This window comes from Burkholderia sp. BCC1640 (assembly GCF_902833125.1).
Taxonomy (GTDB): domain Bacteria; phylum Pseudomonadota; class Gammaproteobacteria; order Burkholderiales; family Burkholderiaceae; genus Burkholderia; species Burkholderia diffusa.
Genome location: NZ_CADFEF010000018.1, coordinates 1 through 24,337, shown reverse-complemented (window position 1 = coordinate 24,337; position 24,337 = coordinate 1). Strand labels below are relative to the sequence as shown.

The 24,337-nt window shown below is 65.5% G+C and carries 17 protein-coding genes and 1 pseudogene; 6 read left to right on the top strand and 12 right to left on the bottom strand.

The genetic code is table 11. From position 1 onward, the window contains the following. Window positions 1-290: 290 nt before the first annotated feature. Window positions 291-2,258: an ATP-dependent zinc metalloprotease FtsH gene (gene ftsH / locus HWX25_RS19995; protein ID WP_175909945.1), complete on the top strand. Its 1,968-nt coding sequence runs from the start codon at window positions 291-293 to the stop codon at window positions 2,256-2,258. A gap of 124 nt (window positions 2,259-2,382) precedes the next feature. Further along, window positions 2,383-2,850 (top strand): OsmC family protein, encoded by a 468-nt coding sequence (locus HWX25_RS19990; RefSeq protein WP_175909944.1) that lies wholly within the window; start codon window positions 2,383-2,385, stop codon window positions 2,848-2,850. Window positions 2,851-2,857: 7 nt separating this feature from the next. Here HWX25_RS19990 and otsA read toward each other — a convergent pair whose 3' ends face one another. From otsA to HWX25_RS19975, 3 genes are all read right to left on the bottom strand, one after another. Beyond that, on the bottom strand, window positions 2,858-4,264 hold the full coding sequence (otsA, locus tag HWX25_RS19985) for an alpha,alpha-trehalose-phosphate synthase (UDP-forming) (protein WP_059525559.1): 1,407 nt from the start codon (window positions 4,262-4,264) through the stop codon (window positions 2,858-2,860). Window positions 4,265-4,759: 495 nt separating this feature from the next. Continuing rightward, complete coding sequence (locus tag HWX25_RS19980) at window positions 4,760-6,397, bottom strand: methyl-accepting chemotaxis protein (protein WP_175909943.1); 1,638 nt, start codon at window positions 6,395-6,397, stop codon at window positions 4,760-4,762. A 412-nt stretch (window positions 6,398-6,809) separates the two neighbouring features. Then, window positions 6,810-8,837 carry a TonB-dependent receptor gene (locus HWX25_RS19975; protein ID WP_175909942.1) on the bottom strand — a complete coding sequence of 676 codons (2,028 nt, stop codon included), beginning with the start codon at window positions 8,835-8,837 and terminating at the stop codon, window positions 6,810-6,812. A gap of 463 nt (window positions 8,838-9,300) precedes the next feature. Between HWX25_RS19975 and adhP the strand changes: the two genes are divergently transcribed. Continuing rightward, window positions 9,301-10,329 carry an alcohol dehydrogenase AdhP gene (gene adhP, locus HWX25_RS19970; protein ID WP_059819131.1) on the top strand — a complete coding sequence of 343 codons (1,029 nt, stop codon included), beginning with the start codon at window positions 9,301-9,303 and terminating at the stop codon, window positions 10,327-10,329. Window positions 10,330-10,393: 64 nt separating this feature from the next. Here adhP and HWX25_RS19965 read toward each other — a convergent pair whose 3' ends face one another. The 3 genes from HWX25_RS19965 to HWX25_RS19955 all read right to left on the bottom strand — a co-directional run bounded on the left by HWX25_RS19965 (window position 10,394) and on the right by HWX25_RS19955 (window position 13,661). Next, window positions 10,394-11,854 (bottom strand): sialidase family protein, encoded by a 1,461-nt coding sequence (locus HWX25_RS19965; RefSeq protein WP_175909941.1) that lies wholly within the window; start codon window positions 11,852-11,854, stop codon window positions 10,394-10,396. A 461-nt stretch (window positions 11,855-12,315) separates the two neighbouring features. Beyond that, window positions 12,316-12,747: a MarR family transcriptional regulator gene (locus HWX25_RS19960; protein WP_059819129.1), complete on the bottom strand. Its 432-nt coding sequence runs from the start codon at window positions 12,745-12,747 to the stop codon at window positions 12,316-12,318. Then, window positions 12,744-13,661: an alpha/beta hydrolase gene (locus tag HWX25_RS19955; RefSeq protein WP_175909938.1), complete on the bottom strand. Its 918-nt coding sequence runs from the start codon at window positions 13,659-13,661 to the stop codon at window positions 12,744-12,746. Before HWX25_RS19955 ends, HWX25_RS19960 begins: the two co-directional genes overlap by 4 nt. Before the next feature lie 124 nt (window positions 13,662-13,785). Here HWX25_RS19955 and HWX25_RS33475 point away from each other — a divergent pair. Beyond that, window positions 13,786-13,905 (top strand): annotated as a pseudogene (locus HWX25_RS33475) (ABC transporter substrate-binding protein); the annotation flags it as partial. 42 nt (window positions 13,906-13,947) lie between these two features. Here HWX25_RS33475 and tssE read toward each other — a convergent pair. The 6 genes from tssE to tssK all read right to left on the bottom strand — a co-directional run bounded on the left by tssE (window position 13,948) and on the right by tssK (window position 21,633). Next, window positions 13,948-14,382: a type VI secretion system baseplate subunit TssE gene (tssE, locus tag HWX25_RS19950; RefSeq protein WP_059700474.1), complete on the bottom strand. Its 435-nt coding sequence runs from the start codon at window positions 14,380-14,382 to the stop codon at window positions 13,948-13,950. A gap of 13 nt (window positions 14,383-14,395) precedes the next feature. Then, complete coding sequence (tssH, locus tag HWX25_RS19945) at window positions 14,396-17,104, bottom strand: type VI secretion system ATPase TssH (protein WP_175909936.1); 2,709 nt, start codon at window positions 17,102-17,104, stop codon at window positions 14,396-14,398. 134 nt (window positions 17,105-17,238) lie between these two features. Then, window positions 17,239-17,724 (bottom strand): Hcp family type VI secretion system effector, encoded by a 486-nt coding sequence (locus tag HWX25_RS19940; protein ID WP_059690140.1) that lies wholly within the window; start codon window positions 17,722-17,724, stop codon window positions 17,239-17,241. Window positions 17,725-17,819: 95 nt separating this feature from the next. Then, window positions 17,820-19,547, bottom strand: coding sequence for an OmpA family protein (locus tag HWX25_RS19935; protein ID WP_244138783.1), 1,728 nt, complete (start codon window positions 19,545-19,547; stop codon window positions 17,820-17,822). Continuing rightward, window positions 19,544-20,284 (bottom strand): DotU family type IV/VI secretion system protein, encoded by a 741-nt coding sequence (locus HWX25_RS19930; RefSeq protein WP_175909933.1) that lies wholly within the window; start codon window positions 20,282-20,284, stop codon window positions 19,544-19,546. Before HWX25_RS19930 ends, HWX25_RS19935 begins: the two co-directional genes overlap by 4 nt. Then, window positions 20,281-21,633, bottom strand: coding sequence for a type VI secretion system baseplate subunit TssK (tssK, locus tag HWX25_RS19925; protein WP_175909931.1), 1,353 nt, complete (start codon window positions 21,631-21,633; stop codon window positions 20,281-20,283). Before tssK ends, HWX25_RS19930 begins: the two co-directional genes overlap by 4 nt. A 574-nt stretch (window positions 21,634-22,207) precedes the next feature. Here tssK and tssB point away from each other — a divergent pair. Both tssB and tssC read left to right on the top strand, forming a co-directional pair. Continuing rightward, window positions 22,208-22,720, top strand: a complete 513-nt coding sequence (tssB, locus tag HWX25_RS19920) for a type VI secretion system contractile sheath small subunit (protein ID WP_175909929.1) — start codon at window positions 22,208-22,210, stop codon at window positions 22,718-22,720. Window positions 22,721-22,793: 73 nt separating this feature from the next. After that, window positions 22,794-24,326: a type VI secretion system contractile sheath large subunit gene (gene tssC / locus HWX25_RS19915; protein ID WP_059690135.1), complete on the top strand. Its 1,533-nt coding sequence runs from the start codon at window positions 22,794-22,796 to the stop codon at window positions 24,324-24,326. Window positions 24,327-24,337 lie beyond the last annotated feature (11 nt).

The window sequence follows — 24,337 nt, the reverse complement described above, 5'->3', positions numbered from 1 at the left end:
AAAAATGTCATGAGCGCGACTATAACGCGCCGGGCCGCCGCGACGAAAGCTGTTTGTCGGACGATGCGGGACGCCCGCGCGCGAACTAGACTTGAATCACGGGCGGCGCATTGCCGTGCGTCGTCCGCGCGAACGGCGCGTGGCGCGCCTTCGCGGTGTCATTCATGCGACGAAACGAGGCGACGATGACGCGGATGCATTCCGTATGCGCGTGGCTGCCGATGCCGCGTGCCGGCCCGGCGCGCGGGCACGCATAAGCGCGCAGCGGCGCGACCGGCCGGCCCGATGCCATGGACAGGAAATTCGACTTCGCAGGATTGTTGATCGCGGCGGGCTTCTTTGTGCTGTTCGCCGCGCAGTTGCTGATGCTGCGTCCGGCGTCGACGCTGATCGCGTACAGCGATTTCCATCGGCTCGTCGCCGCGCGGCTCGTCGACGATCTCGAGATCGGATCGACGACGATCACAGGCACGCTGACGATGCCGCAGGCCGGCGCGATGCTGCCGGCGTCCGATGTCGCGGCCGTGAAGTCGGGCGGCACGCCGCCGCGCTTCGCCACCAACCGCGTGACCGACCCGCAGCTGATCGACACGCTGAGCGCCGCCGGCATCCGCTTTCACGGCGCGTCCGACACCGGCTGGATCGCGTCGCTCGCGTCGTGGCTGGTGCCGCTCGTCGCGTTCGTATTCATCTGGAACCTGATGCTGCGCAAGCGCGGCGGGCTGCAGGATTTCACCGGAATGGGCAAGAGCCGCGCACGCGTATACGTGCAGCAGGAAACCGGCATCACGTTCGACGACATCGCGGGCATCGACGAAGCGAAGGCCGAGCTGCAACAGCTCGTCTCGTTCCTGCGCGATCCGGATCGCTACCAGCGGCTCGGCGGCAAGATTCCGAAGGGCGTGCTGGTCGTCGGCGCGCCCGGCACCGGCAAGACGCTGCTCGCGCGCGCGGTGGCGGGCGAGGCGGCCGTGCCGTTCTTCTCGATCAGCGGCTCCGCGTTCGTCGAGATGTTCGTCGGCGTCGGCGCGGCGCGCGTGCGCGACCTGTTCGAGCAGGCGCAGCAGAAGGCGCCGTGCATCGTGTTCGTCGACGAGCTCGATGCGCTCGGCAAGGTACGCGGTGTCGGCCCGATGTCCGGCAACGACGAGCGCGAGCAGACGCTGAACCAGCTGCTCGTCGAGATGGACGGCTTCCAGGCCGGCTCCGGCGTGATCATCATGGCCGCGACCAACCGGCCGGAGATTCTCGATCCCGCACTGCTGCGCCCGGGCCGCTTCGACCGTCACATCGCGATCGACCGGCCCGACGTGAACGGCCGCCGTCAGATCCTCGGCGTGCACGTGAAGCGCGTGAAGCTCGCGGCCGACGTCGACCTCGGCGAACTCGCGTCGCGCACGCCGGGCTTCGTCGGCGCCGATCTCGCGAACGTCGTCAACGAGGCCGCGCTGCATGCGGCGGAACTCGGCAAGCCGGCGATCGGGATGGACGACTTCGACGAGGCGATCGATCGCGCGCTGACCGGCCTCGAGCGCAAGAGCCGCGTGATGAACGCGCAGGAGAAGCTGACGATCGCCTATCACGAGGCCGGCCATGCGCTCGTCGCGGAAAGCCGCGCGCATTGCGATCCGGTGAAGAAGGTGTCGATCATCCCGCGCGGGGTGGCCGCGCTCGGCTATACGCAGCAGGTGCCGACCGAGGATCGCTACGTCCTGCGCAGGAGCGAGCTGCTCGACCGGATCGACGCGCTGCTCGGCGGGCGTGTCGCGGAAGAACTCGTGTTCGGCGACGTGTCGACGGGCGCGCAGAACGATCTCGAGCGCGCGACGGCGATGGCGCGCCACATGGTCATGCAATACGGGATGAGCGAGCAGATCGGGCTGGTGAGCTTCGACGACGGCGATGCGCGCACCGGCATACCGGGCGCATGGCATGCGGGCGAGGCACGCTGCAGCGAGCACACCGCACGGATGATCGACGACGAGGTGCACACGCTGCTGACCGATGCGCATGCGCGCGTCGCGTCGACGCTCGGAGAGCGTCGCGAAGCGCTCGAGCGGATCGCACGACGGCTGCTCGCGTGCGAGGTGCTCGAACGCGATGCGTTGCAGGCGCTGATCGACGGGCGCGAGGCGCCTGGCGCCGCGCCATCCACGACCGATCTCGGGCCGGGCTCGGGCGCGAATGCGCCGGAGCAGGCGTCGGCGATCGAGCGCGATTTCGTCGCATACGGGCCGCCGCGCGAACCCGAACGCTGAAGTGCGAGCCTGTCGCGCAGCCGGCGGGTGGCCACGAGCGTGCCGCACCGTCGCTGCGATTCAATCTCGCCGGCGAGGCGTTGCGCCGGCGTTTCGTTTCCCCTTTTCCAGTCACGGAGTCGCCATGAGCGAGGCGCACGTATCGGTCGATGTCGCGCAGCATGCGCGTTTCAGTTTCGAAGTCACGTTTGCCGGCACGGAGCTTTCGCCGGTGCTCACCGACGAGCCGCCGCCGCTCGGCGCCGGCCGCGGTCCGAATCCCGTCCGGCTGCTGGCCGCGGCGGTCGCGAGCTGCCTCGCGGCGAGCCTGTTGTTCGCGCTCGAGAAACAGCGCGTCGATCCGCAGCCGGTCACCGCGCATATCGACGTCGACATGGTGCAGAACGAAGCGGGCAGGGTGCGCGTGGGCGCGATGGCCGTGACGCTGTCGGTCGGCAAGGCGTGGGCCGATCTCGCGGCGGCCACGCGCATGCTCGACCGGTTCGATGCATATTGCGTGGTGACCGAGAGCATGCGCGAAGGCATTCCGATTTCGGTGGCGGTGCGGGATGTGAACGGCGCGGTGCTCGACCGCGAGATGACCGGCGTGTGAGCGTGCGTCAGGACGCGGTCGCGGCGGCGACTTCCGCCGCTTCGGCGAGCGCGTCGAGAAAGCGTGTGCGCCACCAGTGCACGTCGGTCTTGCGCACGATCGCCATGAGCGCGTCGTGACGCTGGCGGCGCTCGTCGAGCGGCATCGTGAGCGCGCGCTGGATCGCCTGCGCGGTGCCTTGCGTGTCATACGGATTGACGAGCAGTGCGGGCTTCAGTTGCTCGGCCGCGCCCGCGAAACGCGACAGCACGAGCACGCCCGGATCGGCCTCGTCCTGCGCGGCGAGAAACTCCTTCGCGACCAGGTTCATCCCGTCGCGCAGCGGCGTGACGAGCGCGACGCGGCTCGCGCGGTAGAGGCCCGGCAAGCGCTTGCGCGCGACCGTGCGGTGGATGTAGCGCATCGGCATCCACTCGAGTTCGCCGTAATCGCCGTTGATCGCGCCGCACAGGCTATCCATCTCGCGCCGCAGGTCGTCGTATGCGCCGAGATCCTCGCGGCTCGGCGCGGCGATCTGGATCAGCGTCGCGCGGTCGCGGTTCTCCGGATATTGTTCGAGCAACTGACGGAATGCGTGCACGCGCTGCGGCAGCCCCTTCGTGTAGTCGAGCCGGTCGACGCCGACGAGCAGCTGGCGGCGCGAATATTCGTCGCGCATCCGCTCGAACATGTCGATGCCGTCGCGATTCTCCGCGAGCGCCGCGAATTCGTCGACGTTGATGCCGATCGGGAACGCACCGGCCGACAGCGTGCGGCCGAACGCGTGCAGGCGGCCGTCCGGCAGCCGCGCGGCGCCGGCTTCGGCCTCGACGTAATGCTCGAAGTGAAGCAGATCCGATTCGGTCTGGAAGCCGACGAGATCGTAGGCGAACAGCGAGCGCATCAGCCACTCGTGCTCCGGGATCGCGGCCATGATCGGCGGCGGCGGCATCGGAATGTGCAGGAAGAAGCCGATCGGATTCGTGCAGCCCGTCGCACGCAGTTCGGCGGCGAGCGGAATCAGCTGGTAGTCGTGGACCCAGACGACGTCGTCGGGGCGCAGCAGCGTGCTCAGCTTGCGCGCGAACAACTGGTTCACGCGCCGGTAGCCGTCCGCGAAGCGGCGGTCGAACTGCGCGAGATCGAGGCGGTAGTGGAACACCGGCCACAGCACGTTGTTCGAGTAGCCGAGGTAGTACGCGTCGTAATCCTGCGGATCGAGATCGATCGTCGCGAGCTGGATGCCGCCGACATTCTGGATCTGCACGTCGTCGCCGTGCGCGGGGCGTTCGCCTTCGCCACGCAACCTGCCGCTCCACCCGAACCAGACGCCGCCCGATTCCTGCAGGCTGTCTTTCACGGCCACGGCAAGCCCGCCTGCCGCGGCTTTACGGGGATCTGCAATACGATTGGATACGACGACGAGTCGGCTCACCAGCTCTCCTGCGAATGGTTGGGGAAGGTTCGTGCGGCCAGGGCGCGAGGCGGACGCCGCCATCGACGCGTGGCGCGATGGGGCCGCGATACGAGCGGACGGGAATCAGGGCATGCGATTCGCCGTTCGAACGTGGAGTGCTTTTTTAAGCATACTCGTCATTCGGCTGATTTAAAAGTGCATGACCGCGATCGGCGAATTCGCACGTCGGTTCATTACATGCTGCGTCGCGTATGGGGCGGGACCGGAAATTGCGCGGCAACGTGTGCAACGGGAAGCGGCGATTCCGGAGAAAGGGATCGTATTCGGCGTCGATCGAAATTGCTTCGATCGAGCGCGATGCGCGTGGTCGACGCGCGAGAGAATGCGTGCCGCGCGACGCCTGGCGTTTCAGGTCCGAACGAGCACGACGACCGTCGCACGCAGGCGGGGCGATGCGCGGCCGGACCGCGTACCGCGCGGCCGCGCATCGTGTTTCGAGCGACGCGTGACGCGTTACGCGGCGGCAGCTTGCCAGTGCGATGCGCCGTCGGCCGCATGCGTGCGCGTGCGTGTCGATGCTGTATGTTCGCCGGCCGGCATCCGGAATGCGGACACCGTCTCCGACAGATCGCGACCCTGCGCCTCGAGCGATTTCGACGCGGCCGCGGCCTGTTCGACGAGCGCCGCGTTCTGCTGCGTCGTCTCGTCCATCTGCGTGATCGTCAGGTTCACCTGATCGATGCCGCGGCTCTGTTCGGCCGATGCGGCCGCGATTTCACCCATGATGTCGGTGACGCGCGCGACGGCTCGCGTTACGTCCGACATCGTCTTGCCGGCTTCGCCCGCGAGCGCCGAGCCGTCCTGGATCGTCTGTACCGATGCCGAGATCAGTTCCTTGATTTCCTTCGCGGCGGTGGACGAACGTTGCGCGAGACTGCGCACCTCGCTCGCGACCACCGCGAAGCCGCGGCCCTGTTCGCCCGCGCGTGCCGCCTCGACGGCCGCGTTCAGCGCGAGAATGTTGGTCTGGAATGCGATGCCTTCGATGATCCCGGTGATGTCCGCGATTTTCGACGAGCTGTTGCCGATCTCCGTCATCGTATCGACCACGCGGCCGACCACCGCGCTGCCGCGCAGCGCGACGTCCGACGCATTCGCGGCGAGCGTGCTCGCCTGCTGCGCGTTCTCCGCGTTCAGGCGCACCGTCGACGTGAATTCCTCCATCGTCGCGGCGGTTTCCTGCAGCGATGCGGCCTGTTCCTCAGTGCGCTGGCTCAGGTCGAGATTGCCCGATGCGATTTCGCCCACCGCATGCGCGATGCTGTTCGACGAATCGCGGACGCGACCGACGATGTCGATCAGCCGCGCATTCATCGTGCACAGCGCGTCGAGCAGGTCGCGCGTTTCGTCGTTGCCGCTCACGCTGATGCGGCTGCCGAGATCGCCGTTGGCCACCGTGCGCGCGACGTCGACCGCCGCGACGATCGGTGCGGTGATCCTGCGCGTCAGCCACAGGCCGCCGCCAGCCGCCACCACGATCGCGATTGCGCAGATGGCGAGCAGCAGGTTGCGCTCGATCGCGTAGCGATCCGCGAATGCCTGCGCGATCGCGACTTCGCGCTCGTGCGTATAGGTTGCGTACGCATCGGTTGCGCGAACCAGTTGCGCGAGCAACGGACGGCAGCGATTGTCGATATCGGCGGTTGCCTCGTCCTTCTTGCCGGCCTGCGCGAGCCCGACGATATTCAGCGCAACCGGCCCGTAGCTCGCTTCGACGCGCCCGATCTCGGCGACCAGTTCGCGCGCGCGGTCGGTCGTGTCGGTCGCGTTCGCCATCATGTCCTTCAGCTTCGCGAGACGGTCCTGCACGTCCTTGTGCGCCTGCTGCACTTCGGCCAGTTCGAGCTGGATGTCGGCAGGTGTGGTCACGAGCACCAGGTTGCGCGCGGCGATCGCGCGCCGGTCGACCGCCGTACGGATTTGCGCGGACAAGTTTGCGCGCGCATTGACGCCGTTCATGTACCGGGAAAACTCGTCGTTCGTATCGGACAGCGCTTTCAGCGCCATGCCCGACACGATCACGACGACCACGGCGAGCAAACCGAAGCCGCCAAGCAGTTTTGTCTTGATGGTTATTCTGGCGATTTTCACGATGTGCCCCCGTGCGAGTGGTTGGTGATGGGAATTTATTGTTCGACCGCGTGCAGGCCCGTGCCGTCATTAACGGGAATGCCGGATATTTCTTTACCCATCGAAAACCCTGATATTTATTCTTTTTTCGCTGGAATCCCCGCCGGTCGGGCGTTCCCGATCCGGAGAAAGGCTCGGGAATCACCGATGATCGTCGCGTTCATACGCGGATATAAATATCGCCTTTTGGCGAAAGTTAATAAGTTCCGGTCGGTTTCCAAAATCGTCCGATTGGCATGTTCGTCGATTTACGGGTGAATCGCGCATTTACGGTCGGACGTTGGGGAACGCCCGATTCGGCCCCGTAAAACTGGTCTACGAATGCATGCCCGTTCGATCCGGCCCGCGGCCGGCGCCGCGGGCCGTCCGGCGATCAGAACGTCGTGCGCAGGCCGGCCATCACGCTGCGGCCGCCTTGCGGCGCGAAGCCGCGCACGACCGAGGTCGCATAGCGGATCTCCTGGTTCGTCAGGTTGTCGCCGCGCAGGTACGCGAGCCAGTGCGTCGCGCCGACACGGAACTTGTACGTGAGCATCACGCCGAGCGACGTGTAACCGTCGGTCGGAAAGTCGTTGTCGGGCACGCGGTGCTGCGACCACGCGTGCGTGACCTGCGCGCGCGCACCGAACGGGCCGTAGCCATAATCGGCCGCGAGCGTCGCGCGCAGCGGCGCGATGCGCGGCAGCGGCTGGCCGGTGTCGACGTTGCGTGCATGCGTGTAGTCGGCGGTCAGTTCAAGATCGACCGTGTGACCGCGCCGCGAGAACGCGCGCCACTTGCCGTCGAGTTCGACGCCGTAGAATTCGGCGCGCACGCCGCGATAGATTGCTTCGTCGAGCGTATCGCCGGCGCCGGGTGCGACCGGTTCGCCGTCGCCGTTCACGATGCGGCCCGTGTTGTACTCGGTCAGGTAGTTCGAGAAGCGGTTGTAGAACACGCCGACGCTGCCGCGGTTCGGGCCGCTTGCATAGCGCAGCGACAGGTCGGTCGACACGGCCTTTTCCTTCGACGCGTTCGGGTTGCCGATCAGGAACTGGCCGGTCGCGTCGTGCGGGCCGTTCGAGTACAGCTCGTAGAAGGTCGGCGCGCGTTCCGTGTACGCGACGTTCGCCGCGACCGACCACACGGGCGTCAGCGAGAACAGCGCGCCGGCCGATACGCTGCCGGCATTGAAGTCGCGCGACTGCGCGAGCGCGAATTTCTCGACGCCGGCCGGATCGGGATCGACCTTCACGTGCTCGAAGCGCCCGCCGAGGCTCAGCTTCAGCGCGGGGGCGACCTGCCATTCCTCGAGGCCGAACAGCGCGACGCTGTTCGTGCGCGTGGACGGCACGAGCAACTCGTCGCCGAGCGCCGAGAACGTGTTCTGGCCGAACTGCACGCCGATCGCGCCTTCGAACGGGCCGATCTTGCGATGCCGCGCCTCGATGCGCGCCTCGTAGCCGCGGTTGCGGAAAGTGGTGGCCGTCGCGCCGTTGTCGACTTCCTTGTGGCGATAGTCGGTGTACGCGAAGTCGAACTTCAGCTTCGTGAAGGGACCGCTCAGGTTGCGCACCTCGGACGCGAGCGCGAGGCGTTCCTGGCGCATCCGCAAGCGCACGTCGTCCTCGGCGACGGAGCCGTAGTTCGACTCGTAGCCGCTGTACGACAGGCCCGCGAAGCCATCGGCCCACGTGTACGACGCGCCGAGCGCGCCGCCATGCACGCGGCCGTCGCTGTTCGGCACGTTACCGTACGGTTGCGGCGTGTCGGGGCCGTCGATCGCCCGTTGCTGGCTGCTGCGCGCGTAGCCGGGAATGCGCAGCTTGCTCGTTTCCCGGTCGAATGCGTCGACATGGAACGCGAAGCGGCCGTTGCCGCCTTCGACCTGCGCGGCGCCCGCGCGCATCGAATTGGCCCCGCCGTAGCGCGCGTCGAGCGCGCCCGTTACGCCTTCGATCGCCTCGCGCGGAATCCGGTTGTCGATCGTGTTGACGACACCGCCGACCGCGTTGCCGCCATACAGCAGCGCGGCCGGCCCGCGCACGATCTCGACGCGTTCGATCGATAGTGGATCCTGCGGCACCGCGTGGTCGTACGACAGCGACGACGCGTCGTAGGCGGCGACGCCGTTCTGCAGCAACCGGATCCGGTCGCCGTCCATCCCGCGAATGATCGGGCGGCCGACCATCGGCCCGTAGGTGGTGGTCGACACGCCGGGCAGGCCATCGAGCGTTTCGCCGAGCGAATCGGCCTGGCGGCGCGTCAGCGCGTCGCCGGACAGTTGCACGGTCGGCGAGATCAGCTCGGTGTCGCCGAGCGGGTTCGCGGTCACGAAGATCGGCGCGAGCGGCGTGGTGTGCGTCGGCGTTGACGAGGCGGGCGTATCGGCTTGCGCGTGCGCGACGGCGGCGAACAGCATCAGCGAAACGGGCGGGAGCGGGCGAAGCGGTAGACGAGGGAGGTCGCGCATGGTCGGTGAATCGGTTGGAATCGGATCGGGAAACGAGTCATGTGGGTCACGGCTGGATACGATATATTGTTGCGTCTGCGGCGCGAAGTGACCCGTTTGGATATGACTCGGCGTAACCCGGCCACCCGGATGGAACGGCTGCAGGTGGACGAGCTCGCGAAATGATATGTTATATCATTTCGAATTCCAAGCGGAATGACGGTGGGCCACGGGGTTTCCGACAACCTGCCGAAATGGCTGAGAAAACAGAGGCGGTACGTCAAACCGGCAGCGGGGCCGGTGACGCGAGGAACCATGTCTCGCGATGAATCCGCCGCGGGCGCGCACGATTTCTGCCCCGTTGATGCGTATCAATGCGTTGCGGTTTCGAGCCCGGATACTGGCGCGGTCATCGACCAGACAGGAGCGACGCATGACTCAAACCATGAAAGCGGCCGTGGTGCACGCGTTCGGCGAACCGTTGCGCATCGAGGAAGTGCCGATCCCGACGCCGGGCGCAGGCCAGATCCTCGTCAACATCAAGGCGTCGGGCGTCTGCCATACGGACCTGCACGCAGCCGACGGCGACTGGCCCGTGAAGCCGACGCTGCCGTTCATTCCCGGACACGAAGGCGTGGGCGTCGTCGCGGCGGTCGGCGCGGGCGTCACGCACGTGCGCGAGGGCGACCGCGTCGGCGTACCCTGGCTCTACACGGCATGCGGTCACTGCGAGTACTGCCACACCGGCTGGGAAACCCTTTGCCACGGGCAGCAGAACACCGGCTATTCGGTCAACGGCAGCTATGCGGAATATGTGCTGGCCGATCCCGACTACGTCGGCCATCTGCCGGCGCAGGTCGCGTTCGACGAGATCGCGCCGATCCTGTGCGCGGGCGTGACGGTGTACAAGGGCATCCGCGTCACCGATACGCGTCCGGGCCAGTGGATCGCGATTTCCGGTATCGGCGGGCTCGGCCACGTGGCCGTGCAATACGCGCGCGCGATGGGCCTGCACGTCGCGGCGATCGACGTGTCTCCGGCCAAGCTCGAACTTGCGCGCCAGCTCGGCGCGCAACTGACGATCGATGCGTCGACCGACGATCCGGCGAAGGTCATCCAGAAGGAGATCGGCGGGGCGCATGGCGTGCTGGTCACGGCCGTGTCGCGCAGCGCGTTCGCGCAGGCGCTCGGGATGGTGCGGCGCGGCGGCACGGTCGCGCTCAACGGCTTGCCGCCCGGCGATTTCCCGTTGCCGATCTTCTCGACCGTGCTGAACGGCATCACGGTGCGCGGCTCGATCGTCGGCACGCGTCGCGATTTGCAGGAATCGCTCGACTTCGCGGCGGACGGACTGGTGCGCGCGCACATCCATCGCGACCGGCTCGGCAACATCAACGACATATTCGCGCGGCTGCGCGACGGGAAGGTCGACGGCCGCATCGTGCTGACCGACATGCATTGACGCGCATGCGGGCACGCTGCCGCGACGCGAGGGACGTCGCGGCAGCGCTGCGCTCATGCGCGCATCACGGCGCGAAGAACACGTCGGTGCGGTTCGTCAGGTTGCCCGCGTTGGTCTGGACGAAGAACGGGTGGAACGACGACGACGGCAGCACGTCGAGCCCCTGGTAATCGCCGATGAAGAAACCTTCCGCGTTCGGCGCGAGCTTCATGTCGAACGGGCCGCCGACGCGCCGCTCGTCGGCGAACGTGGTGCCGCCGTCATGCGAGATCTTGCGCCAGAACCCGGTCGGCAGCGTCGTTGTATTGCCGGCCTGCAGGTCGCGGAAGTCGTAGTGGGTGACCATCACCGAGCCGGCATTGTCGACGCGCACCGACGGATTGAACGCGGCACGCCCGGTCGGCGTGTTCACTTGCAGCGGCGCGCTCCAGCTCGCGCCGCCGTCCTTCGACGTCGACAGCGCGATCTCGTCGTAGTTGCCGCCGTTGAAGCGGCTGTCCTGCCAGACGACGTACAGCTGCCCCGATGCCGGATCGATCGCGGGTTCCGGAATGATGTCGCCGGTGCGTACCGGTTCGCCGGTGTTCGGATCGGTCACGCCGACCGTCTGCAGCCCGGCGATCACCTGCGGCTTCGTCCAGGTCGCGCCGTCGTCGGTCGACTTGATGAACGCGACCTTGCCGGCCGCCTTGCTGAACGGCGGCTGGATCAGGTCGAAGAAGTCGTAGAGCGTACCGGTCTTCGGGGCGACGACGATCTGGTTGCCGATCGTCTGCTGACGCGACGGCACATTGACGATGACGTTCGCTCTGCTCCACGTCTTGCCGCCGTCGACCGTCTTCGAGAAGAACGTCGGCCCGCGATATGCCTGTGTGTGCAGGTTCGCGTACGGGTTGCCGTTCGGCAGCTCGAGGCGGTCCCACACCGCGTAGGCCGTGCCGGCCTTCACCGGGTTCGCTGTCACCGATTCCTTGTCGTTGAAGAACTGCGTCGTCGGTTCGTCGTTCGCGATCAGCACGGCCGGGCTGCTCCACGTCTGTCCACCGTCGGTCGACACCGAGGCCGCGACCGCATTGCCGTTGTTCGACTGGTTGAACGAGATCGATACCGAATACGCGGTGCCGTCGGGCCCGAACGACACCCATGGATCCGACGCGCGCTCGTACTTGAGCCCGCCCGGCGCGCAGGCGCTGAACGGTTGCGGCGTGCGCGCCCAGGTCGCGCCGCCGTCAAACGTATAGCCGGCGACGAGCCCGTGGGCGCCGCCGTTCGACCAGCGATCCTGCTGCCACACGCCGATCATGTTGGTCGGGTTCGCCGGATTGACCGAGAGCCATGGTTCGACCTCGGCGTTCACGTAGTTCGTGCCGGGGCCGCCGATGGTGCAGGCGGCGAACGGGCTCGGGCCGGACACGACCACGGGGTCGGCATGCGCGGCCGCGGCGGCGGCCATCGCCATTGCCGTCGCGGCGGACAGGCGGGTGAAGCGGGTGACAAGCGAGTGGGACACCATCGTGCGTCGCATGGGACTGCTCCTCGTTCACGTGCGGCGGCGATGTCACGGCACAGCGGCACGTCGCGCGCCGGTACGCGGCGGCAATGGATGCCGTGCCACGCGTCGGATCGTGTCGTTCAGGAAGCCGCTTCAGTCATCGCACTCCGCGTGTGCTGGATGCCGCCAGCACGTCGGTCAAGACACCTGTTCGTTTTCATTGCTTGTCGGGTGCGTCCCGGGATGCAGACGCGACGGGAAGGCCAGTCCGTGCATACGACGAATGCGTCGAAGTGGATAGCAATGTAGGCGATCGATATGCGGCGCGGCAGGCAATTTTTTGTAACAGGACGTAGCCGGAAAGCGTTGCCGAAGCGGCGGATCCAGAACGCAAAATTTGCCGCCGGAAAGTTCGGAAACCGAATCGAAAGCGCGAATCGGAATCGCTATCGATTACGCTGCATCGTGCCAATGCAGCGCACCGCCGGCGCCGTTCAGCGATCGGCCGGAAAGCGGTCCTGCAACGCGTGCAGCCAGCGCGCGACGACGTCGAGTTCCTCGTCGGAAAACCCGTCGCACAGCTTGCCGTTCAGCTCGCGCAGCGCCACGCGCGCACGCTTGAGCGCCGCGTGTCCTTCGTCAGTCAGGAACAGGCGCGTTGCCCGCCCGTCGTCCGAATCGGCGTGCCGCGCGAGCAGGCCGGCCTTCGCCATCCGGTCGGCGAGCCCCGTCATCGCGGACGGCGCCAGTTGCAGCGCCGCGCCGACTTCGCCGATCAGCGCGCCGTCCTGCCTCGCGAGGCAGAACAGCACGCCGGCCTGCGCGGCGCTGGCGCGCGCATCGGTTTCGGCCTTGCGGTCGACCCAGCGCTGCACGCGCCGCTGGCCGATGTTCAACAGGAAAAACAGTCGTCGGTCTTCGCTCAAGCTCGGTTCCCGGCTGCAATGGAAAGGGACGGTCGACCCGCGGCGCGCTGCGCGTCGAGCGCCTGCGCGAGCCAGTCGGCGACTGCTGGCCACAGCACGGTGCCTGGCCGGCTGCGGAAGAAGCCCATGTGTCCGACCGGTCCGCTGCCCGCGGCGTTCGGATCGATCTGGCGGCGTTCGACGGCCGCCCGGGTCAGGTAGCTTACCAGCAGGTCGATCGCGGGCGGGTTTGCCCACGGATCGTCGTCGAAGCCGAGCGCGAGAATCGGCAACTGCTGCTTCGAGAAGCGCTCGGCTGCGCCGAGCGTCGGATCGTCGAAGAAGTAACGCGGCAACGTGGTCCAGCGGCTCCACTCGCGGAACACGCCGGCGGGGAGGTCCTCACCGAGCCCGAGCCGCTTGCCGGGCACGTAGCCGAGCAGCGCGGACGCGAGCGGGCCGAGCACGCGCAGGATCAGCCGCACCTTCAGCCGTTCGGCCGCGCGGGAAATCAGCCGCGTGCTGCCCGCGTGCGCGGCGACGAGCACGGCCGCGCGCAGATGCGCGGTGCCGGCCGACAGCCCGATCGCGTGGCCGCCGACGCTGTGCCCGACCGCCAGCAGCGGCAACCCCGCGTACGCATCGCGCGCCCACGCGATCGCGGCGCCGACGTCGAGCTCGACCCAGTCGCGCATGCTGGCCTGCAGCGCGCTCAGCCGCGCGGGCCGCGACGCGCCGATGCCGCGATAGTTGTAAGTCAGCGCCGCGAAGCCGCGTTCGGTCAGGAAGCGCGCGAAGCCCGCGTACAGCCGCTCCGGCACGGCGGTGGCCGGATGGATCAACACCAGCGCGCGCGGCGGCGCGTCCGGCGACCACAGCGTGCCGCGCAGCGTATAGCCGTCGGCGGCGCAAAACTCGACAGGTTCCGACGTCATAGCCGTCCTCGTTCGGGTAGGTATTTCGTATGCGAAATATATATCAGGATTTATTTCGTGCACGAAATATCTATCGAGGAATCATTCGAACGACTTGCCGTGAAGCCCGGTGGACGGTGTTCCCGGCGTGCTGAAGGCTCTGCCGTACACGATTGAGTGGAAGCACTTCCAGGCGGCCACGCCCGTCGCCGAAAGCCTGAACGGCAACGCGATTGACGTCGGCGTCCTCGGCCGCTCCTTACTGGAAGCAGGCCACACTTTGGCGATGTCGCGATTTGTGGAACGGTCAATATCTGCCGGATTTCGCCTGTTGCATTCGCTCCAACCGCATCCGCCCGGGCGGCTCGAAGTACGTGCCGAACCGAACGAGTCCGGCCTTCTTCAGATGGCACGTCATTTCGAAACTCACGAGCACGCCGGGGTCGTCGTTCTCGAGGATCTCGACGTCGATCGAACGGATGCGTGGCTCGAATTTCAGCAGCGTCGCTTCCATTTGCTCCTTGAGCATGTGCGCGGACGCAGGCAGCGCCTTGTAGATGTTCGTCAGGTCCGGCAGACCGTAGTCAGGCAGATGCTTGAGCGCGCCGGCGCGCGTGTTCAGGATGCGCCGCACGTTTTGCTGCACGCTCAAGCATTCCAGCGTTCGGTCGTCGTACGCATCGAGCGGTTCGCCACCGATCTGCCCGAGCAGCATGTCATAAAGGGATGGGCCTGCCGGCACGGTGTCGCTCCTGTTATGCGATCATCGCCGCGGGCGCCGGATGGCCGACGACAGTGTTGTTGTCGCGATCGACGAAGTCGATCGTCACGTTGCCATCGGCCGAACTCGCGAGCAAGATCCGGGCCGGCGTGTTGCCGGCAGCCATGCGCGCAAGCAACTCACGGGACACGGCGGGCAGAATGCGCTGATTGAGGAATGCATCGACATTGCGCGCGCCGGATTCGCGAGCAAGGCACAGCTCGGCCATTGTGCCGATCAGCGGGTCGTCGCACGTGAGCTCGACCTCATGCTGCCTGCGCAAGCGGTCGGCGACCTTGGCGAGCTTCAGACGTACGATCGAAGCGAGTGCGGTCACGTCGAGCGGCCGGTAAACCAGTGTCTGGAGGCGCGCGAGCAGAGCCGGCTGGAAGTGCGACACGAGTTGCGGATGAATGGCCTGGATCAGGTCGGCTTGCGATGTTTCGGCATCATCGGCAGTCGCCTCGTCGATCTGGACGCTACCGAGGTTGGACGTCATCAGGATCACGCAATTGCGGAAATCGATCTCGCGCCCTTCGCCGTCGCGCATCATGCCGCGGTCGAACACCTGATAGAACAGGTCGAGCACGTCGCGATGCGCCTTTTCGACTTCGTCGAGCAGCACGACGCTGTACGGGCGTTGCCGCACGGCCTCGGTCAGGATCCCGCCGCGACCATAGCCGACATAGCCGGGCGGAGAGCCCTTCAACTGCGACACCGTGTGCGATTCCTGGTACTCCGACATGTTGATCGTCGTAAGCGCACCTTGCCCACCGAACAGCAGGTCGGCCAGAGCCAACGCCGTTTCGGTCTTGCCGACGCCCGATGGCCCCGTGAGCAGGAAGACGCCGAGCGGCGCATGCTCGTTCTTGAGTCCCGCTTTCGCGGTACGCAGGCTTTCGGCCAGTGCAGCCAACGCGTCGTCCTGTGCGACCACGCGCGTGGCGAGCTGAGCTTCGAGCGCGAGGAGGCTCCGCAGTTCATCCTCGACCAGATTGCCGACCGGCACGCCGGTCCACTCGGCGACCACGCGCGCGATCGCCTGGGCGTCGACGTCGGCGAAGATCAACGGCGCCTTGCCCTGCACGCTGGCGAGCGCGTGGCGTGCGTGCGCCAGCGACGCGTCGTCGCGCTTGGATGGATCAAGGTCGCGTTGTTCGTGCAGCGCCTGAACGAGCTTGCACTCCTGCTCACAGCGCGCGTGCAAATCAGCCAGCGTTGCCTTCGCGTTTGCGAGCGCTGCGTCAAGCGCGGCACGGCGTGCGTCCGCACCGTCGATACCGGCTTGCTGATCGGCTTCGAGCATGTCGACTTCCAGTTCCAGCGCGGAGACCGCGGCCCGGGCGCGCTGCAGCTCCGCCGGCGGAGATTCCAGACCCATGCGTACGCGGGCGGCGGCCGTATCGATCAGGTCAACCGCCTTGTCCGGCAACTGCCGCGCGGGAATGTAGCGGCGCGAGAGCTTGACCGCGGCGACGAGCGCCTCATCCCTGATGTGGACATTATGGTATGTCGCGTATCGGCTCTTGAGCCCTCGTAGCATCAGGCACGCTGTGTCGTCGTCGGGCTCATCGACCTTGATCATCTGGAAACGGCGCTCGAGCGCGGCGTCGCGCTCGAAGTATTCCTTGTACTCGGACCACGTAGTGGCCGCGATCGTGCGCAGCTCGCCGCGCGCGAGTGCGGGCTTAAGCAGGTTCGCTGCGTCGGCGCCGCCGGCGGCATTGCCCGCGCCGATCAGCGTGTGCGCTTCGTCGATGAACAGCAGGGTCGGCACGGGCGACGCTTGCACTTCGTCGATCACGTTCTTCAGGCGCTGCTCGAATTCGCCCTTCACGCCGGCGCCGGCCTGCAGCAAACCCAGGTCCAGCGTGAGGATGCGTACATTTCGAATCACGTTCGGCACGCTCCCCTCTGCGACGCGCAACGCGAGGCCTTCGACGAGCGCGGTCTTGCCGACGCCGGGCTCGCCGACGAGGATCGGATTGTTCTTGCGCCGCCGCGCGAGCACGTCGACCATCTGCTGGATCTCGCGATCGCGGCCGAACACCGGATCGATCTGGCCGTTGTGGGCCTTGTCGGTCAGGTCGATCGCGAAGCGGGCGAGTGCGTCGCCCTCGGTCGTCCGTCGGGGCGCATGGGTTTCGGTAGCCGTTGGCACGCCCGCACGCGCATCGTTAGACATCGCCGTGACCGGCTCGCAGGCATCGGCTTCGTGTTCGTCGAGCCTGCTTTCGCAGGAGCGGTGCGCGAGACGCGGCAGGAGCCGCTCAATCTGTGCGCTGCTGATCGACAGCAGCGGCCATGCATTCTGCGCGCGCAACACGTGCGGCGCGTCGACGATCGCTTGCAACAGGTTACCTGACCGGATCGACGCATCGTCACCCTCGGGCGATGCGCGAAGCCACGCATCCTGCAGCATCGTTGCCAGTTGTGGCGAAAGCGCCGGCTTGCCGCGCAGGTTGCGGGGCAGGTGCTCGATCGCGGCGATCAGCGCATTCCAGACGGCATCGATATCGATCCCGTAGTGTCGCAGGACCGCCGAAATGTCGCCGTCGCCTGCCTCGATCAACTTCAGCAGCCAGTGTTCGACGGTGATTTCGTCCGAAAGCCGACCCTGGCATAGGCTCGCGGCCGCCTCGAGTGTTTTCGCGCAGTGCGGATTGAGCTGGCGGAGCAAGTGAGTGGTGTCTCGCAGAGTCATGACAGGGCGGTCGGGATTGGGGCGGCGGCAGCCGTTGGGCGCGCCACTCGCGGATGTAAAAAGGCCAGCCTGAATCGGTCAGGCCGGCAAAGGAACCGCCAGGGAGCCAGTCGGTTCCGACCAATCGGTCAGGATCAGGAACGCTCGCTCCACGTATCCTTGTGGATGATGTTGCCGTCCTTGTACGACCAGGTGATCGTCTCGTAGCGCAACTCGACGTTCTCGAGGTGGTTGTGCTTCTCGTAGTCCGGGTTCTTGATGTCGTGCATCACCGGATTCACGGCGACGACCTTCACGTTGTCGAGCTTGGTGTTGAAGTACTCCTTTTCCTTGCCCGCGTCGTCGATCTTGTACCACTTGATCTCAACCGACTTCAGCGTCTGGCCGCTTGTTACCGCCTTGTACAGGTACGGCGTCGACGCGTCGGTTTCCTTGGTCAGCGTGATCGGTTTGTGAACGCGCGTCCCAGTCAGCTTGCCCGTGTTGCCATCGGTCGGGATGTGCACGCCGTGACCGAATTCGACGAGCTCGACGCTGCCTTCGCGGCCCTGAACCGTCACCGAGCCCTTGATGTCGGCGCCACCGTCGTCCTTGAGCCACATATATGCCGGAATTGCCATCTTTCACTCCATTTTTTCGTACTGCTACCAATACTCGGAGTCAGCCCCCGAGCCTCAGAATCCCGAAGTGGTTTGCTCCGGGGGTAAAACTGTTTCTATTTGCCGACGTCCGGGATCAGCGTGATCTCGACGCGTCGGTTTCGCGCGCGCCCGTCGGGCGTGTCGTTGTCCGCTATCGGTCGCGTTACGCCGTAGCCCTGGATGGCGAACTGCGTGGCCGGAATACCAGACCCGTCAATCAGCCAGTCGCGCACGGCTTGCGCGCGCGCCGTCGAAAGCTTGAGGTTGCTATCCGGATTGCCGACGTTGTCGGTGTAGCCCGCGACGAGAATCCGTTTGTCGGGATGCGCCTTGATCATGTCGAGCGCGCCGACCATCGCGCGCGTGGTGCCTGACTTCAGTCGGGACTTGCCGCTGTCGAACAGCGACATGCTGTCCAGCGTGACGACGGCGGGCGGCGGCGGGGCGGGGGGCGGTTCGTAGGAGGCGATCGCGTCGTTCAGCGCCGGCATCACGTGCATGCCCCGGTACATGCCGAACGACAGGCGCAGCGGAACACCCGTGCGCGCATACAAGTCGAGCCGGTCGCGATCGGCGATGAGGACCTTCAATGCGTCGCGCTTCGCGGCATCGTGCGCGGCCGGGGTCATCGAATACCGATCGAGATCGGTGCTGATACGCGTCAGCAACGCCTCATTATTTTTTGCGGCGCCCCAGAAGGCGACAGCGGCCGCACACGCCAGCAACGCGAGCGCATGAGCGATGGCCGCCATGCGTGGCGATATCCAATGCCGATGAGGCATCGCCTCGATCAACGGTTGCGGCAGCGGCCACGGCAGTGGCGAGGCGCTGGCATCGGCCCGCATCACCCGGGTCTGCATCTCGACGTCACGTTCCCAAGGGTTCCCCGTTCCGCTCTCGGGGCCGCAGTTGATCCAGCCGGCGCCGAACAGTGTCGAGGGCGTCGCCGGATGATGACGATCCGTCAGTGCGCCGATCACGACCCGCTGCGTCCATCCGATGATCGATGCGAGGGCCGCGGTGCGAACCGCCGTGGTCTGTTCTCCGGCCGCGTGCTGCATCTCGTTCTCGGCGGCACGGATCACCGGTTCGAAACGGCCCGCGTCCACCAGGTGGGTAGCGGAAGACACCCCGTACCACTGCGGTATCGCGGGACTGGCGGGGCCGGTCGTAAGCCGCTGGTAGATCGCAACATACCCGGGCAATCTCACGCCGAGCATGCGCGCCGCATCGGCGAACGCCTGCCGTACGGCACGCAGCTGTTGTGTCAGCATGTCCGTTCCCGTATGCAGGGCGGGCGCGACCGTCAGCACGACGCCGTCCGGCGCGCGTCCATCGCGCCACTGCCTGACCGCCACGGCCAGCCGTGGCAGATCCCGCACGCGGTCGACGCGCAGCCAGATCCCGCCGTCGCCGACGTGCGCATGTCGTGCTTCTCCAGCTCGGTTGAACAGCGCCGACAAGCCGTCGCCCGTCACGAGCACCAACGGCATGCGCGTGCGAAGTTTGACGGGGATCTCCGCGGTCGCCTCACCGAGCGCCGCCAGTATGTGTGCGCTTTGCTCACGCACGCGGAATAACTGGTGGCTGCGCCACCCGATGAGCGCGACGGCAACGAGCCCGATGATCGCCGTGAGCGTCCAGACCATGCCGCGCTCGAGCGGCAGCACAAGCCAGATCAACGCAAGCGCCGACGCGGTCGCGAACACGGTCATCACTCGGAACGGGTAGCCGAGCCCCTCGTGAGGATGGTCGGGTGCCGGCGCCGATGTCGCGGACAGGACAGGCAGGTCGGATTTCACGGCCGGGCGACCTTTGCGGATACGAGTTGCGCAACCTGCATGTCGAGCCCCGTGGCCCATGCGCCCCAGACGATCGCCACGGCTACGCAAGCGAAACCCGCGATCGCCCACGGGGACAGCCGGTAGAACCAGTCGGACAGGCGCAGGCCGGCGCGATCGGTGATGAACGGCCGGTCCGACGATGGGCGGAGCTTGTTCAACCGGGCATCCAATGAATCGATCAGCGCCGCGCGCTTTGCTTCCCCCTCGAGCGCGTCACGGGTGTAGCGGCCGACAAAACCGCACCCGAGGATGGCCGAATAACACTCGAGCAGATCGGTCTGCGGCGGTGTTTCTCGCATGCGCTCCTCGAGCCGGTCGAACACGCGCTCGCCGGCATCGTGCAGGTCGAAGCGCTCGACCTGCAACGGCTTCCCGGCCCATTCGGACCTTACATCGAGCGGCAGATGCCGCAGCGCCACCTCGTCGAGCAAGCCGCATTGCGCGATCAGCGCCTCATTGCGTACGTCGTCCGGATAACCGCGCTGCTGCAGCGCGGTCGAGAATTGGTTGATGAGCTGTCCGCAGTGTTCGCGCAATTCGTCCGCATCGCGCGTCCGGCCGCCCGGCGCCAATGTCGTGACGAGCAGCGCCGTATTGCTCAGCAGGTCCCGGATACCGCTGCCCGGCACGCGGCCGGCGCCAGGCGCTTCCTGCGGGAGGGCCGCTTCACTACGGCTAGAAGTCAGGGCGTTCATGAGCGAAGCACCGCGTAGAGTTCGAGCGAGGCGTCGGGCACGGACGCCGGCAGGTAGATCTGACAGGCGCGCGCGGCGAGCATGCGCGCATGCGCCGGATCATTCGAATCGAGCGCGAAATACTGGTTGTCGAGCCGCACCGGAATCGCGGCCGGTACACGCTGTACGGCCTTGAGCGGAATGCCGAGGAGCGCGGAATTGACGATGTGTTCGACTTCGTCCGGCGCGCCAATCTTGCAGAGCCGCGGGAACTGCTCGACGAGCGTGAAGGCGGGTGTCGGCGCATTGACCGACAGGTACCAGTCGGCAGCGCCTTCGACGATCCGCTCGTCGAGGAACTGCCCGGTCCACGTCGTCGGGCTCTGGCGGGTGAGGCCGATCGACACGACGCGCGACGGAATGATCGCGTCGAGCAGGTCGCGAATCATCGCTTCGAGCTTCGTGAACACTTTGTCGGCACGCGCGTGGTCGTACGCCGGAATGTCCGTGAGATCAGACGAAGTCGAGAAGGTCATCAGCGCGCTGGCCAGTTGCGCGAGCGTGGCGTACAGGTGCTCCGGCGATCGGCCGGGGTGGGTGGCGAACAACCTCAGTTGCGGCCAGGCGGCATGGATGCAGTGAAGCAGCCAGAAGAGCTGCACATCGGCGACACCGTATTCGGCGACCTGATCGATGCGCTCGCTGCGGCGCACGCCGAGCGCGAGGCTCTTGGCATGCAGGATGTCCGCCAGGCGATTGATGCGCTCAAGGTGCAGTGGATGACTGCCGAGCGTCAGGCACGGCGGCACGAACCGCTGATCGATCTGGAACTGGCCATTTGTTCCTCGCGTAAGCCGTGCGATCGCGCAAACCGTGTCGTCCGCATGTGACTCGAAGTCGAACAGCAGGCGCACAGCGTGGCGCTCGGCCGCGATCTCCGTTTCTCCCGTCCCGTTCAGGTCCGTGACCTTGACGAACTCCCGGTACGAGCGGCGTGGGCGCGCGAGCGTGGCCTCGTCGAAGCGGCAGTTGTTGCCGTTCGCATTCGGCAGTGCGAGCGCGGCGAGCACGACAACGCTCTGCAGATCGGCGGGGACGCCTTGAGTCAGATCGCGCGCGGAAGGCAGTGGATCGGCGAGGGTCGTATCGATCGGCGTGCCGTCCGTAAACCGAAGCTTGAGTCGCGTGAGCTTGATGCGGCCAGTGGCCAGTGCTTCCTCGTCGACCTCGACGCCCAGTGTGCCCCACGGTTGCGCGAGCGCAGCCGTCGCGAATTGATGGAGTGCAAATTCGGCCCAGCGCGCCTGCTGCTGGAAGTGCTGCTGCGTCAGGATGAGCCCCTCGTGGAACAGCGGTTTATCGATCCGCATGAGTATGGTCTGTTTGTTCGTTATCGGTTCAAGTGCGTAAGCCTATACATGATCCTGATCGAGCAGTGCAATAGCCAAGTAGTTTGGTTTACTAATTGGAATCGTAGCGGATCGTGAGATCGTAAAAACCACGAAGGTACATTTTTTTGGATTTTTATTATTGAGATTACGGAATTGTGGTTATTTTGAGATTCTGGTGTGACCGTTGTATGGCGGGCATATGGTGCAATATGAAATACCGAGATAATTGACCGCAGATGTGATTGCATCGGGAACTGTCTGAATTGGTGTTGATGAACGTTAAATCCAGAAAAATAGACATGAAATTTGACATTTGATTGAGCTTTTATTTCGAGGCTAATACGCAACAAGCTTTGACGTATGCCGTGTTTACCATGTATAAGTCCCGTTCGATTTCGCCGTACGAACGGAGACCACACGATGAATAATCGATCGGGACACACCGTGCCTCAGGTGCTTGGCACACGTGCGCAAGGTAGCGACCACGTCGACATCGTGCCGGATGCGGTGTGCGTCTGCGCCGTGCTCGACCATTAACAAATAAGGATTGCAAATGGATAGCTTCCAGAGAGAAATTCCGAAAGGTCGCGTTTCAATTACCTTGGATCTGCATACGGGCGGCGCCCAGAAGAAGATCGAGCTGCCGCTGAAGCTGCTCGTGGCGGGCGACTTCAGCGCGGGCCGCGAGCAGGCGCCGCTGGCCGAGCGCAAGAAGGTCAACATCGACAAGAACAACTTCGATGCGGTCCTGGCGGACTATGCGCCCGATCTCAAGATCGCCGCGGAGAACACCCTGGCCGGCGATGGCTCGGAATTGCCGGTCAATCTGTCGTTCCGCTCGATGAAGGACTTCGAGCCGGAACAGGTTGCGCGCCAGATCCCGGAACTGCAGGCGATGTTGGCGATGCGCAATCTGATGCGCGATTTGAAGAGCAACCTGCTCGACAACGGCACGTTCCGCCGCGAGTTCGAGAAGATCCTGAAGGACAAGCGCCTGTCTGACAAGCTGCGCGGCGAGCTGTCGCAGATCGCGACGGCAGCGACGCAACCGGAAGGCCATGCCTGAACGCGGCCGGCCCAAGCGAGCCTTTACCGCATTCCGCAACCAGATCGCTTTACATACGCAGACAGGACAAGCAATGAAACAGAACGAATCCCGTCAGGGGGCAGCCGAGACCGTTGTGCTCGAAAACGACAGCGTCTACGCCGCGCTGTGCAACAAGATCAACCTGAAGACGGTCGCCGAGGCGCGTCCGCTCGAAGCGTTCCGAGATAACGACACGCTGTCGGAGGCATCGGCCGACGAACGCGTCGCGCGCGGCATGGACGCGCTGCTCAACCTGATCGCGAAGGAAAGCAAGCCGGTCGACCGTCTCGACAAGTCGTTACTCGATTTCCATATCGGTCAGCTCGACCGGCAGATCAGCCGCCAGCTCGACGCCGTGATGCATACGCCGGAATTCCAGGCGCTCGAGGGCCGTTGGCGCGGTCTCAAGATGCTCGTGTCACGCACGGACTTCCGCAAGAATGCGCGTATCGAAGTGCTGGACGTATCGAAGGATGCGCTGCAACGCGATTTCGAGGACACGCCGGAACTGATTCAAAGCGGCCTGTATCGCCTGACGTACATCGAGGAATACGACACGCCGGGCGGCCAGCCGATCAGCGCGATGATCAGCGACTTCGAGTTCGAGAATTCGCCTATGGACGTGGCGCTCCTGCGCAACATCTCGAAGGTGGCGGCCGCCGCGCACATGCCGTTTATCGGCTCGGTCGGCGCAGCGTTCTTCGGCAAGCAGTCGATGGAGGAAGTGGCGGCCATTCAGGACATCGGCAATTACTTCGATCGCGCCGAGTACATCAAGTGGAAGAGCTTCCGCGACACCGATGACGCACGCTATGTCGGCCTGACGATGCCGCGCGTGCTGGGGCGCCTGCCGTACGGCAAGGACACGACGCCGGTACGCGCGTTCAACTACGACGAAGCCGTGAAGGGCCCGGACCACGACAAGTACCTGTGGGTCAACGCCTCCTTCGCGTTCGCGGCCAACATGGTGCGCAGCTTCGTGAACAACGGCTGGTGCGTGCAGATCCGCGGCCCGCAGGCTGGCGGCAAGGTCGAGGACCTGCCGGTCCACCTGTACGACCTCGGCACCGGCGTGCAGCCGAAGATCCCGACGGAAGTGCTGATTCCGGAGACGCGCGAGTTCGAGTTCGCGAATCTGGGCTTCATTCCGCTGTCGTTCTACAAGAACCACGACTTCGCGTGCTTCTTTTCGGCCAGCTCGACGCAAAAGCCCGCGCTGTACGAGACGAAGGAAGCGACGGCCAACAGCCGCATCAACGCACGCCTGCCGTACATCTTCCTGCTGTCGCGGATTGCCCACTATCTGAAGCTGATCCAGCGCGAGAACATCGGCACGACCAAGGATCGGCGTCTGCTTGAGCTCGAGCTGAACAGCTGGATCAAGGGTCTCGTGACCGAGATGAAGGATCCGGGCGACGAACTGCAGGCCTCGCACCCGCTGCGCGACGCGAAGGTGACCGTCGAGGACATCGAGGACAACCCGGGTTTCTTCCGCATCAAGCTCTTCATCATCCCGCACTTCCAGGTAGAGGGTATGGACATCGGGCTGTCGCTGGTGTCGCAAATGCCGAAGGCCAAGAGCTGATTTGACGTTTG

Bases quoted from the DNA above. Each gene is read 5' to 3' on its own strand.
- HWX25_RS19930 (WP_175909933.1), bottom strand. From the start codon at position 20,284: ATGAACGCCCTGACTTCTAGCCGTAGTGAAGCGGCCCTCCCGCAGGAA.
- tssH (WP_175909936.1), bottom strand. From the start codon at position 17,104: ATGACTCTGCGAGACACCACTCACTTGCTCCGCCAGCTCAATCCGCAC.
- HWX25_RS19955 (WP_175909938.1), bottom strand. From the start codon at position 13,661: ATGACGTCGGAACCTGTCGAGTTTTGCGCCGCCGACGGCTATACGCTG.
- tssC (WP_059690135.1), top strand. From the start codon at position 22,794: ATGAAACAGAACGAATCCCGTCAGGGGGCAGCCGAGACCGTTGTGCTC.
- HWX25_RS19965 (WP_175909941.1), bottom strand. From the start codon at position 11,854: ATGCGACGCACGATGGTGTCCCACTCGCTTGTCACCCGCTTCACCCGC.
- HWX25_RS19940 (WP_059690140.1), bottom strand. From the start codon at position 17,724: ATGGCAATTCCGGCATATATGTGGCTCAAGGACGACGGTGGCGCCGAC.
- HWX25_RS19975 (WP_175909942.1), bottom strand. From the start codon at position 8,837: ATGCTGTTCGCCGCCGTCGCGCACGCGCAAGCCGATACGCCCGCCTCG.
- ftsH (WP_175909945.1), top strand. From the start codon at position 291: ATGGACAGGAAATTCGACTTCGCAGGATTGTTGATCGCGGCGGGCTTC.
- HWX25_RS19990 (WP_175909944.1), top strand. From the start codon at position 2,383: ATGAGCGAGGCGCACGTATCGGTCGATGTCGCGCAGCATGCGCGTTTC.
- adhP (WP_059819131.1), top strand. From the start codon at position 9,301: ATGACTCAAACCATGAAAGCGGCCGTGGTGCACGCGTTCGGCGAACCG.
- tssK (WP_175909931.1), bottom strand. From the start codon at position 21,633: ATGCGGATCGATAAACCGCTGTTCCACGAGGGGCTCATCCTGACGCAG.
- tssB (WP_175909929.1), top strand. From the start codon at position 22,208: ATGGATAGCTTCCAGAGAGAAATTCCGAAAGGTCGCGTTTCAATTACC.